14 protein-coding genes and 1 tRNA gene are annotated in these 12,642 nt (G+C 62.7%); all 15 read left to right on the forward strand.

From position 1 onward, the window contains the following. Positions 1 to 126 precede the first annotated feature (126 nt). The 15 genes from SALB1_RS14375 (at position 127) to SALB1_RS14445 (ending at position 12,433) form a co-directional block, all read left to right on the forward strand. On the forward strand, positions 127 to 1,971 hold the full coding sequence (locus tag SALB1_RS14375) for a potassium transporter Kup (protein WP_370453260.1): 1,845 nt from the start codon (positions 127 to 129) through the stop codon (positions 1,969 to 1,971). A gap of 227 nt (positions 1,972 to 2,198) precedes the next feature. Next, a complete protein-coding gene (locus tag SALB1_RS14380; RefSeq protein ID WP_109994478.1) occupies positions 2,199 to 2,948 on the forward strand; it encodes a YebC/PmpR family DNA-binding transcriptional regulator in 750 nt (249 codons plus the stop codon). Positions 2,949 to 3,232: 284 nt separating this feature from the next. Further along, entirely contained in the window at positions 3,233 to 3,736 is a 504-nt protein-coding gene (gene ruvC / locus SALB1_RS14385; protein ID WP_109995465.1) for a crossover junction endodeoxyribonuclease RuvC, read from the forward strand. Next, entirely contained in the window at positions 3,733 to 4,341 is a 609-nt protein-coding gene (gene ruvA, locus SALB1_RS14390; protein ID WP_109994479.1) for a Holliday junction branch migration protein RuvA, read from the forward strand. Before ruvC ends, ruvA begins: the two co-directional genes overlap by 4 nt. A gap of 1 nt (position 4,342) precedes the next feature. After that, a complete protein-coding gene (ruvB, locus tag SALB1_RS14395) occupies positions 4,343 to 5,407 on the forward strand; it encodes a Holliday junction branch migration DNA helicase RuvB (protein ID WP_109994480.1) in 1,065 nt (354 codons plus the stop codon). Further along, positions 5,400 to 5,807: a tol-pal system-associated acyl-CoA thioesterase gene (gene ybgC, locus SALB1_RS14400; protein WP_109994481.1), complete on the forward strand. Its 408-nt coding sequence runs from the start codon at positions 5,400 to 5,402 to the stop codon at positions 5,805 to 5,807. Before ruvB ends, ybgC begins: the two co-directional genes overlap by 8 nt. Further along, the gene (gene tolQ, locus SALB1_RS14405; protein WP_109994482.1) at positions 5,804 to 6,559 is read left to right on the forward strand and encodes a protein TolQ; all 756 of its coding nucleotides are present in this window, start codon (positions 5,804 to 5,806) and stop codon (positions 6,557 to 6,559) included. The genes ybgC and tolQ overlap by 4 nt, the downstream gene beginning before the upstream one ends. A 30-nt stretch (positions 6,560 to 6,589) precedes the next feature. After that, on the forward strand, positions 6,590 to 7,033 hold the full coding sequence (gene tolR, locus SALB1_RS14410) for a protein TolR (RefSeq protein ID WP_109994483.1): 444 nt from the start codon (positions 6,590 to 6,592) through the stop codon (positions 7,031 to 7,033). After that, on the forward strand, positions 7,034 to 8,077 hold the full coding sequence (gene tolA / locus SALB1_RS14415; protein WP_255414413.1) for a cell envelope integrity protein TolA: 1,044 nt from the start codon (positions 7,034 to 7,036) through the stop codon (positions 8,075 to 8,077). It abuts the gene before it with no gap. Continuing rightward, a complete protein-coding gene (gene tolB, locus SALB1_RS14420; RefSeq protein ID WP_255414414.1) occupies positions 8,074 to 9,390 on the forward strand; it encodes a Tol-Pal system beta propeller repeat protein TolB in 1,317 nt (438 codons plus the stop codon). The genes tolA and tolB overlap by 4 nt, the downstream gene beginning before the upstream one ends. Positions 9,391 to 9,465: 75 nt before the next feature. Then, positions 9,466 to 10,050 carry a peptidoglycan-associated lipoprotein Pal gene (gene pal / locus SALB1_RS14425; protein ID WP_109994484.1) on the forward strand — a complete coding sequence of 195 codons (585 nt, stop codon included), beginning with the start codon at positions 9,466 to 9,468 and terminating at the stop codon, positions 10,048 to 10,050. Between the two features lie 16 nt (positions 10,051 to 10,066). Continuing rightward, positions 10,067 to 10,843, forward strand: a complete 777-nt coding sequence (gene ybgF / locus SALB1_RS14430; protein ID WP_109994485.1) for a tol-pal system protein YbgF — start codon at positions 10,067 to 10,069, stop codon at positions 10,841 to 10,843. A 61-nt stretch (positions 10,844 to 10,904) separates the two neighbouring features. Continuing rightward, on the forward strand, positions 10,905 to 11,573 hold the full coding sequence (gene queE / locus SALB1_RS14435) for a 7-carboxy-7-deazaguanine synthase QueE (protein WP_304572179.1): 669 nt from the start codon (positions 10,905 to 10,907) through the stop codon (positions 11,571 to 11,573). Positions 11,574 to 11,603: 30 nt separating this feature from the next. Then, the gene (gene queC, locus SALB1_RS14440) at positions 11,604 to 12,305 is read left to right on the forward strand and encodes a 7-cyano-7-deazaguanine synthase QueC (protein WP_109994487.1); all 702 of its coding nucleotides are present in this window, start codon (positions 11,604 to 11,606) and stop codon (positions 12,303 to 12,305) included. Between the two features lie 52 nt (positions 12,306 to 12,357). Next, positions 12,358 to 12,433: transfer RNA gene (locus SALB1_RS14445), tRNA-Lys, on the forward strand. The last annotated feature ends 209 nt before the right edge of the window (positions 12,434 to 12,642 follow it).

Raw genomic sequence — 12,642 nt, forward strand, 5'->3', positions numbered from 1 at the left:
TGCCCCTGTATGACTGACCAGAGCGACGAGCGCTCGCTGGCCCGCCACGCGCGCCAGGACGACGCCCCGAAGCCGAACCACACCGGCCAGGAATCGGCGCGGGCGGACGAACCCAACGGCAAGTCCATGCCGTTTCTCTGTCTGGCTGCGCTGGGTATTGTTTACGGCGATATCGGCACCAGCCCGATCTATGCGCTGCGCGAAGCCTTCTATGCGCATGCCAGCATCGGTACGCAGGCGGCCAATGTCTATGGCGTGCTATCGCTGATGTTCTGGTCGTTGATCATCGTCATCTCGGTCAAGTACCTGTCGGTGGTCATGCGGGCGTCCAACAACGGCGAGGGCGGCATCATCGCGTTGGTGGCGTTGCTCAATCCGTGGAAGACCGAGAAGACCAGCCGGCGCTACATTCTCATGCTGCTCGGCCTGTTCGGGGCGGCCTTGCTCTACGGCGACGGCACGATCACGCCGGCGATCTCGGTCCTGAGCGCCATCGAGGGGCTCCAGGTCGCCACGCCGGCCTTCAAGCCCTACGTGGTGCCGATCACGATCGTGATCCTGATCGGCCTGTTTCTCATCCAGCGCCGCGGTACCGCCGCGGTCGGGGCGTTCTTCGGGCCGGTCATGCTGCTCTGGTTCGCCGTGCTCGGCGTGCTGGGTCTCGGCGGCATCATCCACAACCCGGGGGTGTTTGCCGCGATCAACCCGGCCTATGCCGTCGCGTTCTTCGTCACGAATGGCTTTGCCGGCTTCCTCGTCATGGGCACCGTATTCCTGGTCGTCACCGGCGGCGAGGCGCTCTATGCCGATATGGGGCATTTCGGTATCGCGCCTATTCGCATCGCCTGGTTCGCGGTGGTTCTGCCCGGGTTGCTACTCAATTATTTCGGCCAGGGCGCGCTGATGCTGTCGAACCCGCAGACGCGCGAGCCGTTCTACGACCTCGCGCCGCACTGGGCGCTGTATCCGGTGGTACTGATCGCCACGCTGGCGACGGTGATCGCTTCCCAGGCGGTGATTTCCGGCGTGTTCTCGCTCACGCGCCAGGCGGTTCAGCTCGGGCAGCTGCCCCGGCTGCGCATTATCCAGACATCGCGCGAGTCCTACGGCCAGATCTACATCCCGATGATGAACTGGATTTTGATGGCCGCGACCATTGGCCTCGTGATCGGGTTCAAGAGTTCGGACCGACTGGCCTCGGCCTACGGCGTGGCCGTGTCGCTGGACATGGTGATCACCACGCTGCTTGCGTTTTTCGTGGCCCGTCGTTGGGGCTGGTTTCCGAACATCGCCGCCGGTATCGCGCTGGTGCTGATCGTGATCGATCTGTCGTTCTTCGGCGCCAACATCTTCAAGATTCCCGACGGTGGCTGGTATCCGCTGCTCGTGGCCGCCCTGATTTTCTTCATTATGGCGACCTGGCGAACCGGCCGTGAACTGGTGGGTCGGCATCTGGATGAAGAGACCGAGCCCCTGGATGAGTTCATCCAGGCGCACGCCGATGAGAGCTTTCGCGTGGCCGGCACGGCCGTGTTCATGACTGGGGCGACCCGCAAGACACCGCCGATGCTGCTGCACCATCTGCGCCACAACAAGGTGTTGCACGCGCAAGTGATCCTGCTGACCGTGCATACGCGCGATGTGCCGCGGGTGGCGGCTGCCGAGCGCATGGACATCGAAGACCTCGGTCGCGGTTTTTATCGCATGCAGCTCTACTACGGTTTCATGCAGACCGCGAATGTGCCGGTGGCGTTGCGGTTTGCGCGGGAATACGGGCTGGAGATCGATGTCGAGGAAACAACGTATTACGTCGGTCGCGAGACACTGATCCCCACTGCGGAGGTGCCGGGCATGATGGTCTGGCGCGAACGGCTGTTCGCCTATATGTCGCGTAACGCCGTGCCGGCGACGGCGTATTACCTGATTCCCAGTGACCGGGTCGTTGAACTCGGGCTTCAGATTGAGCTTTAGGTATCCAGTCCCGCCAACAAATGGTTTGGCTGGAAAAAATGGCTCAGGGTTGCGATGTTGCCGGCAGGCCAGCGCCGGGATGGATGACGCGATGCCAATCCGAGCGGCTGGTGACGCCTTGCTTTCGCGGGTCGCCGCGATGAATCCGCTCCGGGTGACGGCTTTCCCTGCGCGAGGCGGCATGCAGCCTGTTAAAATGCCGCCGAGCGTATCCAGACGAGGCGTTTATGGCAGGGCATAGTAAATGGGCGAATATCCAGCACCGGAAGAAGGCCCAGGACAAGAAGCGCGCCAAGGTATTCACGCGGCTGATTCGCGAGATCACGGTCGCGGCCCGCATGGGCGGTTCGGATCCCAACGATAATCCGCGGCTGCGCCTGGCCTGGGACAAGGCGTTGGCCGCGAACATGCCCAAGGACAACATCGAGCGCGCGGCCAAGCGCGGCGCGGGCGAGTCCGGCGGCGACAACTACGAGGAAGTGCGTTACGAGGGGTACGGCCCGCAGGGCGCGGCGATCATGGTCGACTGCATGACCGACAACCGCAATCGCACCGTCTCCGAAATCCGCTATGCGTTCAGCCGCAACGGCGGCAATATGGGCGCCGACGGGTCCGTGGCGTATCTGTTCGATCGCAAGGGCGTGCTGACTTTTTCGCCCGAGGTAAGCGACGAGGACGTGCTCGACCCAGCGCTGGAGGCCGGCGCCGAGGATCTGGTGGAGTACGAGGACGGTTCGTTCGAGGTGCTCACCGCGCCGGACGACTACGCTGAGGTGCGTCAGGCGGTCGAGTCGGCCGGGTTCGCGCCTGCCGATGCCGACGTCACCATGCGCCCGGCAACCACGGTGGAACTGACCGGCGACGCGGCCCGCACCTGTCTCAAGTTGATCGATGCGCTGGAAGACATCGACGACGTGCAGAACGTCTACACCAACGTCGAATTCGACGAGGAATCGCTCTCGGACGAGGCGGCCTAGGGCCTGTTGATGTTTCATACGAGCGCCGCGTTGGAGACCGCAAATCGTGTCCGGCAAGGCGCGAGCCGCCGCGGCGTGGCGTGCCACGACCCAGGCTTGCAACGCCGCCGGGCGCCCATGGTTAATTTTTCATGGGCGGCCCAACCCTTTGGGACAAGCGCTGTTTTGTGGCAATCCAGCGTTGTAGCCCGCTTGTGCAGAGTGACTGCACGGCGCGAGCTACGCCTCGTCTTGCCGCAAAACAACGCTTGGCGCGGACTCGTATGAAACATCAGCAGACCCTTGTGCCAAGAATCATCGGCATCGACCCCGGTTCGACCGTGACCGGCTATGCCGTGATCGACGGCGGCGCCGCGCCGTGTGCGCAGATCATCGATTGCATCCGCCTGCCGCGCGCCGATTTTCCGACGCGGCTGGGGCTGATCTTCGATCGTCTGTCGGAGGTGATCCGTGAATACCGGCCCGACGAAATGGCGATCGAGAACGTGTTCGTCTCGCGCAACGCCGCCAGCGCGCTCAAGTTGGGTCAGGCGCGCGGCGCGGCCATCTGTGCCGGGGCCTCGGCCGGTCTGCCGGTGGCGGAATATACACCGACCCAGATCAAGCAGGCGATTGTCGGTCGCGGCCATGCCGACAAACTGCAGATCCAGCATATGATCGCGATGTTACTCGGGGCGAAGGGTCCGCTACAGGCGGATGCCGCGGATGCCGCCGCCGTGGCGTTGTGCCACGCGCATCATGCGCACACCAGTGGCCGCATGCAGGCGGCGCGGGTGCGCACGCCATGATCGGCCGGCTGCGTGGGCGCATCGTGGAAAAACAGCCGCCGCGGCTGGTGATCGACGTCGGCGGCGTTGGTTACGAACTGGAAGCGCCGATGTCGACGTTCTTCACGCTGTCACAGCAGTCCGGTGAGGTGACGCTGCTCACGCAGATGGTCGTGCGCGACGATGCCATCCTGCTGTATGGCTTTGCCGAAGAGGCCGAACGCCGCCTGTTTCGCGAGTTGATCAAGGTCTCGGGCGTCGGGGCCAAACTTGCTTTAACCGTGCTGTCGGGCATGAACGTGGCCGACTTCGTGGCCACCATCGAGGCCGACGATGCCGCACGGCTAACCGGACTGCCCGGCGTGGGCAAGAAGACCGCGGCCCGCCTGTTGGTCGAGATGCGCGACAAGTTGTCGGGGACGGATATCGCGCCAAGCCTGAATTCGGCACCGCCCGGCGGTGGTGCCGAGGTCGCGGGTGTGGGGGCGAGTGCGGATGCGCGCCATGCCCTGATCGCGCTGGGCTACAAGCCGGCCGAGGCCGATCGCTTGCTGCGTGGCCTGGATGCCGATGGCAACGACAGCGAAGCGTTGATTCGCGAAGCATTGAAACGAGCGGTGCGCTGACATGTCGCCCGAATTCGAAGAGGCGGGCGAGCAGCGCCTGATCGGTTCGGCCGAGCGCCCCGAGGACGGCCGCTTCGATCGCGCGCTGCGCCCGACCGGGCTGGCCGAATACGTCGGCCAGCCCGAAGTATGCGAGCAGCTCGACATTTTCGTTTCCGCCGCACGGGCGCGCGCGGAAGCCCTCGATCACGTATTGATCTTCGGCCCGCCCGGACTGGGCAAGACCACGCTTGCGCACGTGATCGCCAACGAAATGGGCGTGGGTTTTCGCCAGACCTCGGGCCCGGTGCTGGAACGGCCGGGGGATCTCGCGGCCCTGCTGACAAACCTCGAGCGCAACGATGTGCTGTTCATCGATGAGATCCATCGGCTGTCGCCGGTGGTCGAGGAGGTACTTTACCCCGCGCTCGAGGATTACCAGATCGATATCGTGATCGGCGAAGGGCCGGCGGCCCGCTCGATCAAGCTGGACCTGCCGCCGTTCACGCTGGTCGGCGCCACCACACGGGCCGGCGCCTTAACCTCGCCGCTGCGCGACCGCTTCGGCATCGTGCAACGCCTGGAGTTCTATTCCCAGGCCGATCTGGCGTCGATTGTCACGCGCTCGGCCGGGATTCTGGAAATTGTCATCGAGCCGGCGGGTGCCGACGAGATCGCTCGCCGATCACGCGGTACGCCACGCGTGGCCAACCGCCTGTTGCGGCGCGTGCGCGACTACGCCGAGGTGCGCGCCGACGGTCGGATCAACGGTGGTACCGCGGCTCGGGCGATGGATATGCTGCGGGTCGACGACAACGGCTTCGACGTCATGGACCGCAAGCTGCTCGGCGCGTTGATCGAAAAATTCGAAGGCGGGCCGGTCGGGGTGGAAAGCCTGGCGGCCGCCGTCGGCGAGGCGCGCGAGACCATCGAGGATGTCATCGAGCCATATCTCATCCAGCAGGGGTTCATGATGCGCACGCCGCGCGGCCGGCTGGCCACATCCGCGACCTATCGTCATTACGGCCTGCCGGTACCGCAAGCCGATCGTCCCGCCGACTCGGATCTGTTTGATTTCGATGGCTGATCCGGCGGCGGCGTTCGCGATCGGTCTGCGCGTCTACTACGAGGACACGGACGCTACCGGTGTGGTCTACCATGCCAATTATCTGCGTTATTTCGAGCGCGCCCGTACCGAATGGCTGGAATCACGGGGCCTCGGGCATCGCGAGCTGGCCGAGGTACACGGCGTGGTCTTCACCCTGGCCGATCTGTCGATTCGTTTCCGCCGCCCGGCCCGGCTGGATGACCGTCTGGCCGTTAGTGCCGCGATTGCGGAACGTACGCCGGCGCGCGTTGTCTTCGAACAACAGATCACGCGCGATGGCGCCGCTTTAGTTCAGGGCCAATTCACGGTCGCCTGTGTAAAAGTCGCCAACTTCCGGCCGTGCCGGTTGCCTGAAGCGCTTATCAAGGAGTCGAGATGAACGTCGCGACCGACATGAGTCTTGTCAGTCTCATCATGCAGTCGAGCACCCTGGTCAAGGCCGTGCTCGTGATTCTGCTGCTCGCATCGATCGCCTCATGGGTGGTGATTTTCTCCAAGCGGCGATTGATGAAAAACACGGTCGCCGAAATGGAATGGTTCGAGGATCGTTTCTGGTCCGGCGGCAATGTCAAGGACATCTACGAGGAAGTTCTTCGTCAAGACGATCATCCCGAAGGGATGCCGGCGCTGTTCAAGGCCGGTTACGAAGAACTCAAGCGCCAGCGTAATCAGGGCGACGCCACCAGCGCGGACATCGTGCCCTCGGTACAGCGGGCGATGCGGGTGGCGTTGTCGCGTGAACTCGAACGGCTGGAATCCGGTCTCGCGTTCCTGGCGACGGTCGGTTCGATCAGCCCTTATGTCGGTTTGTTCGGTACCGTCTGGGGTATCATGAGCGCGTTCATCGGGCTCGGCAACGTGCAGCAGGCGAGCCTGTCCATGGTCGCGCCCGGGATCGCGGAGGCGTTGATCGCCACCGCCATGGGTCTGTTCGCTGCCATCCCCGCGGTGGTCGCCTACAACTTCTTCACCAATCGCCTCGAGTTCATCGAGAACCGGTTCGATACCTTCATGGAAGAAATGGCGGGCATCGTCGAACGCGGGGTGCATGCCGCCAACCCCATCGGCCGTGAGCGAGCGCCGAAGAAGACGGAAAAGCCCGAGCCCACGCGCACCGCGCCGGAACTGTAACGGTTTGTGGATCGCGAAGGATCGTCGCTCATGAGATCGCGAAAGAAACGCCGTCTGACCGCCGAGATCAACGTCGTACCCTACATCGACGTGATGCTCGTCCTGCTGATCATCTTCATGGTCACGGCTCCGTTGTTGACCACGGGCGTGAATGTCAATCTGCCCAAGGCGCCGGCCAAGGTCCTGGACATGAAGCAGGATCATCCGATCGTGCTCACGGTAACCGCGAATGGCGACATGTCGCTCAACGTCGGCCCTTCACCGGACAAACCGTTGTCGCCGGATCAGATCACTTCGACCGTCTCCAGGATCCTCAACCAGCGCCCGGATGCCCCGGTTGCGGTACGCGGCGATGGTTCCGGCACCTATGCCAATGTCGTGCGTGGCATGGTGTTGTTGCAGCGGGCAGGCGCCGGGCACGTGGGCCTGATCACCAACAACATCGACAAATCGAAGCATGGGAGCGGCGGCTAAGTGCTGGATTTGTTGTACAAGATCGGTGACAACTGGCGTGCGGTCATGCTCGCGCTCTTGCTGCACGGGCTTGTCGCGACGTTGCTCATCTTCGGGTTCGAGTTCTTCCACCCTGCGGCCTCGAAAGGCAACCACGGCGAATCCATTGTGGAGGCCTCGGTTGTGAGGACCCGCGATCAGCCCGCCCAGCCGCCGGCGCAAAAGTCCAAGCCGCAACCGGAGCCGAAGTCTCAGGCCAAATCCGACCAGCAGACCGAAGCAGCCAAGCAGAAGGCCGCGCAGGAAGCGGCCGCCAAGCAGGCGAAGGCGCAGAAGGAAGCCGCCGAGAAGGCAGCGCAGGCGAAGGCGCAGAAGGAGGCCGCCGAAAAGGCAGCGCAGGCGAAGGCGCAGAAGGAAGCCGCCGAGAAGGCAGCGCAGGCGAAGGCACAGAAGGAGGCCGCCGAGAAGGCTGCGAAGGAGAAGGCGCAGAAGGAAGCCGCGCGGAAAGCGGCGCAGGAGAAGGCGCGAAAAGCCGCCGAGCAGAAGGCGGCTCGGGAAAAGGCGCAGCAGGAGGCCGCCCGCAAGGCGAAACAGAAAGCCGCCCAAGAGAAAGCCCGCAAGGAAGCCGAGGCGAAGAAGAAGGCCGAAGAAGCAGCCCGAAAGAAGAAAGCCGCCGAAGAAGCCGCGAAGAAAGCTGCTGCCGAGAAAAAGGCGCGTGAAGCAGCGGCTAAATCGGAACTGCAGAAGGCGCTGGCTCAGGAGGCCTCCGGTCGCCAGAGTGCGGCTAACCGGAAGGCGCTTGCGGCCTACAAGAACGCGATCGAAGATAAGGTGGAGGGCAACTGGATTCGTCCGCCCGGCGTCTCTAATATCTCGTGCAAGGTCAAAGTCAAACAGTTGCCCGGTGGCCAGATCACCGATGTGCAGCTGCTCGGGTCTTGCGGTAGCGCGGCGATCGATCGGTCGGTCAAGCAGGCCATCTACAAATCCGATCCGCTGCCGACACCGCCGTCGGACAATCTGTTTCAGCCAGAAATCGAGTTTACCTTCAGGCCGGACCAATGAAATACAGAAATCTTCACTCGCTCGTTGTCGGTTTCGCGACCCTGTGCCTGATGGCCCTCGCGATATCTCCGGCGCAGGCTGCGCTGCAGGTGGATATCACCAAGAGCTCGAATAGCGCTATTCCAATCGCGATTGCGCCGTTCGGCTCCGGTCAGAGCCAGAAACTGCCGGTCGACGTGGCCAAGATCGCGAGCCGCGACCTGGCGTCGACCGGGTTGTTCAAGATGTTCCCGCGCAGCAACATGCTGGCGCATCCGAGTTCGCCGGATCAGGTCAACTACGATAATTGGCGCACTCAGAACGTGGACAATCTGGTGGTGGGTTCGGCCTCGCCGAACGGCCAGGGCGGCTACAAGATCACCTTCAGCCTGCTGGATGTGGCCCAGGGGCAGTCGGTGGCCAGTTATCAGCTCAATGCCGGGGCCAATCAGTTACGCCAGGCCGGGCATACCATCGCAAACCTGATCTATCAGCGATTCACCGGCAAGAAGGGCTACTTCCTCTCGCGCATCGCCTACGTGACGGTCACCGGCAGCTCGGCTGACCATCGCAAATTCCGTCTGGTGGTTTCGGATTACGACGGTAGTCATCCCAGCACTGTCTACTCCTCGCAGGACCCGATCATGTCGCCAGCGTGGTCGCCTGACGGCAGCAAGCTCGCTTACGTGGCCTTCAATGTCTACAAGGGCGTCAGCAGCGTCCGGGTCCAGGATCTGGCCACCGGCCACGTCCGCACGATCACTTCGGGGTCCGGGGTCAATGGCGCCCCGGCATGGTCGCCGGATGGCAAACGGCTCGCGCTGACGAAGTCGACCAACGGCAACAGCAATATTTACGTCTACAACCTGTCGACCGGCAAGATGCGGCAACTGACCCACGACAGCGCGATCGATACCGAGGCGGCGTGGTCACCTGATGGGCAGAACATCGCATTCACCTCGGATCGGGGTGGCCAGCCCCAGATCTACGAAATGAGCAGCCAGGGTGGGCAGGTGCAGCGCCTGACTTACGACGGCCAGAGTAACCAACGCCCGGATTTCTCGCCTGATGGCAAATCGCTGGCCATGGTTCAGAAGAGCGGCAACGGTTTTCGCATTGCGGTGATGAACCTTGCCAACAATAATGTGCGCATCGTGAGCGACGGGCCGCTGGACGATAGTCCGGCCTTCGCACCCAATGGCCAGGCCATCCTCTACGCGACCCAGGGCAGCAGCAATTCACTGGCGACTGTTTCGGTCGATGGCAAGGCGAAATCCACGCTTTCCCAGGCCGGCGAAGTTCGCGAGCCCGCGTGGGGCCCGTTCGGAAACTGAGTTAACGGATTGATACGCCGGTCGGATTCCCCTTCAGGCGGCGGTTGATAAACAATAGCAAGGAGCGTTCGAGCAATGCGTCACTTCGACTTCCAATTCGCCCGCCGGCTGATGCCGGTGATGGTGCTACTCGCCAGTGCGCTTGCAGTGACGGCTTGCGCGGGCAACAAGAACGTTCGCGGCAACGGCGGCATGCCGCAAGCCGGGATGCAGGGCAGCAACGGTCAGGCGTCCGGCACGGGCCAGCGTCGTGACATCGACGTGCGCGGTCTTCAGGATATCCCGCAAGGCGACCGTCACTTGTTCACCGACCCAAACAACCCGCTGTCGACCCGCACCATCTATTTCGCGCTGGACAGCAGCTCGATTGCGTCGAAGTATGGGAAGGTGATTCAGGCCCACGCCCACTATCTGGCCAATCACCCGAAGGTGCATCTGCGTCTGGAAGGCAACACCGACGAGCGTGGCACACGTGAATACAATGTCGCGCTTGGCGAGCGCCGCGCGGAATCGGTAAAGCAGGCCCTGGTATTGTCCGGCGCCAACGCGAGCCAGATCACCACGATTTCCTACGGTGAAGAACGGCCGGCTGTGCTTGGCCATACCAAAGCGGCGTACGCCAAGAATCGTCGTGTTGACTTCATCTACACGAATCAATAGTCGCTAGGGGCGAACGATGCGTAACGCGTTGATCACCACGACATTCGCCGCCACGGTCGCGCTTGCCGCGACCGGGCTGGCAGCCCATCCTGCCATGGCGGATTCCGCCGACAGCAACTCGCAGCCGTTGCGATTGGCCCAGAACGACAATGGCCCGAAACTGTTCACGCTGTATCAGCAGATTCAGAATCTCCAACAACAGGTCCGGGATCTGAACGGCCGGGTTGATACGCTGCAGCACAAGCTCAAGCAAAATGAGAAAGGTCAGCGCGATCTCTATCAGAATCTCGACAAGCGATTGAGCAAGCTGGAGAACGGCGGTGCGGGCGGCAGTGGCAGTAGCGGCAACGCTCATGGTAGTCAGGCGGCGACCGGCAACGATGACGGTAGCAATGCCTCGGATGTCGATGCCGCTACCCAGGCGGCTTACATGGACGGCTTCAACAAGCTCAAGAACGGCAAGTACGATGCAGCCATCGCCGCGTTCAAGCAGTTTGTCGCCCAGCACCCCCACACCAGTCTCACCGACAACGCCTGGTACTGGCTGGGCGAGACATATTACGTCCAGCAGAAGCTCGGCCAATCGGAAAAGGCATTCGACACGGTCGTGAATCAGTTCAGTGATTCGTCCAAGGTGCCGTCGGCGTTGTACAAGATTGGCCTGATCAAAGCGGCGCACAATCACAGCGACAATGCCAAGGCGACATGGCAGCGCGTGGTCGATCAGTATCCGAACAGCGACGCCGCCGGTCTGGCCAAGAAGAAACTGCAGTCGCTGGGCAGCGGCGGCTGACGGATACGTAACCGTGCCCGACATACTCGACGTACGATCCGACGAGATCCGCCGCGACGGCGTGCAGAGCAGCCGTTGGACACAGCGCGAGGACGCGCTGCGCATCACTGAAATATTCTGTTCCCTGCAGGGGGAGGCCCGCTCGGCCGGGCGAGTGTGCACCTTTGTTCGCCTGACCGGTTGCCCGCTACGCTGTCGTTACTGTGATACCGCTTACGCCTTTCACGGTGGCGAGTGGACCCGGCTGGACGACATTCTCGCCCGGGTGGATGCATTCGGGGCGCGTGATGTCTGTGTGACCGGCGGCGAGCCGCTGGCCCAGCCCAACGTCGCGCCGCTCGTGCGTCGCCTGTGTGATGCCGGCTACGATGTGTCCGTGGAAACCGCCGGGGCCCTGGATATCCGGCCCATCGATGTGCGCGCCTCGCGGGTGGTCGATATCAAGACCCCCGATTCGGGCGAAGCGGCCCGTAATCGCTGGGAGAATATCGATGCGCTCACCGATCATGACCAGCTGAAGTTCGTGATCTGCTCGCGTTCGGATTACGAGTGGTCCAAGTCGCGTCTGGCGGAAATCACGCCGCCGCCGGGATGCATGATCTGGTTTTCGCCCAGCCACGGCGAAATCACCGCGCGCGACCTCGCCGACTGGATCGTCGCAGATCGCCTGCCCGTGCGCTTCCAGCTCCAGCTGCACAAGCAGCTCTGGGGCGACGCGCCGGGCCATTAAACGACATCAGTCCCGTTTGCAGGAAAATCCATGTCTTCGTCCGATCAGCCCCTGGCCGTCGTTCTGCTGTCCGGCGGTCTCGATTCAACCACATGCCTGGCCGAAGCGGCGGCCGCCGGGTATCGCTGTTATGCGTTGAGCTTCGACTATGGCCAGCGCCATACCGCGGAACTCACCGCGGCGAAACGGATTGCGGCCGCGGCGGGGGTGGCCGAGCACAAGATCGTCACCATCGACTTCGACGGCATGGGTGGCTCGGCGCTTACCGACGACCGCATCGATGTGCCCGAAACGCCGAGCGAAGGGATTCCTTCGACTTATGTGCCGGCCCGTAACACACTCTTTCTCTCGGTGGCGCTCGGCTGGGCCGAGGTCCTGCATGCCGACGCCATTTATATCGGCGTGAATGCGGTGGACTACTCGGGGTATCCGGACTGTCGCCCAGAATTCATCGCGGCATTCGAACGCATGGCCGCGCTCGCGACCAAGGCCGGGGTCGAAGGCTATCCGGTTGCGTTGCGGACCCCGCTGATGCATCAGACCAAAGCCGAAATCATTCAGCGCGGGCAGGCGTTGGGTGTTGATTACAGCCAGACCGTGACCTGCTATCAGCCCGACGCGGATGCGCGGGCCTGTGGTCGCTGCGATGCCTGCCGACTGCGCCGTGCCGGGTTCGAGGCCGCCGGCGTGAGCGATCCGACGCGCTACCAGCCGGACGCGCCGAACGCCTGAATCCCAGGGGTGGCAAAATCGCCATTTTCCGGTATCATTCGCGCTCCGCGTGGGGCCGTTAGCTCAGTTGGTAGAGCAGTTGACTTTTAATCAATTGGTCGCTGGTTCGAATCCAGCACGGCCCACCATTTTGCATTTATTAATTAGTATCCTGTGTCGCTTGGTTGGGGGTGTATAAAAATACACTCCGAAAATTCCCCGAAAACCATCGGTCAGATTCGGCCTTGATAGCCCGCAGATTCGACCGAGCCCGCATCGGCAATTCGACCCGGCGATAGTGCTCTTTCATGGCCTCGGTCATGTGCCCGCCCTTGTCGGTGTCGCCGCCTTCCAGATA

The organism is Salinisphaera sp. LB1 (genome assembly GCF_003177035.1).
GTDB lineage: Bacteria > Pseudomonadota > Gammaproteobacteria > Nevskiales > Salinisphaeraceae > Salinisphaera.

What these genes read in the sequence shown, in the direction of transcription:
- SALB1_RS14375 (WP_370453260.1), top strand. Translation starts at nt 127, where the DNA reads ATGCCGTTTCTCTGTCTGGCTGCGCTGGGTATTGTTTACGGCGATATC.
- SALB1_RS14380 (WP_109994478.1), top strand. Translation starts at nt 2,199, where the DNA reads ATGGCAGGGCATAGTAAATGGGCGAATATCCAGCACCGGAAGAAGGCC.
- ruvA (WP_109994479.1), top strand. Translation starts at nt 3,733, where the DNA reads ATGATCGGCCGGCTGCGTGGGCGCATCGTGGAAAAACAGCCGCCGCGG.
- ruvB (WP_109994480.1), top strand. Translation starts at nt 4,343, where the DNA reads ATGTCGCCCGAATTCGAAGAGGCGGGCGAGCAGCGCCTGATCGGTTCG.
- ybgC (WP_109994481.1), top strand. Translation starts at nt 5,400, where the DNA reads ATGGCTGATCCGGCGGCGGCGTTCGCGATCGGTCTGCGCGTCTACTAC.
- tolQ (WP_109994482.1), top strand. Translation starts at nt 5,804, where the DNA reads ATGAACGTCGCGACCGACATGAGTCTTGTCAGTCTCATCATGCAGTCG.
- tolR (WP_109994483.1), top strand. Translation starts at nt 6,590, where the DNA reads ATGAGATCGCGAAAGAAACGCCGTCTGACCGCCGAGATCAACGTCGTA.
- tolB (WP_255414414.1), top strand. Translation starts at nt 8,074, where the DNA reads ATGAAATACAGAAATCTTCACTCGCTCGTTGTCGGTTTCGCGACCCTG.
- pal (WP_109994484.1), top strand. Translation starts at nt 9,466, where the DNA reads ATGCGTCACTTCGACTTCCAATTCGCCCGCCGGCTGATGCCGGTGATG.
- ybgF (WP_109994485.1), top strand. Translation starts at nt 10,067, where the DNA reads ATGCGTAACGCGTTGATCACCACGACATTCGCCGCCACGGTCGCGCTT.
- queC (WP_109994487.1), top strand. Translation starts at nt 11,604, where the DNA reads ATGTCTTCGTCCGATCAGCCCCTGGCCGTCGTTCTGCTGTCCGGCGGT.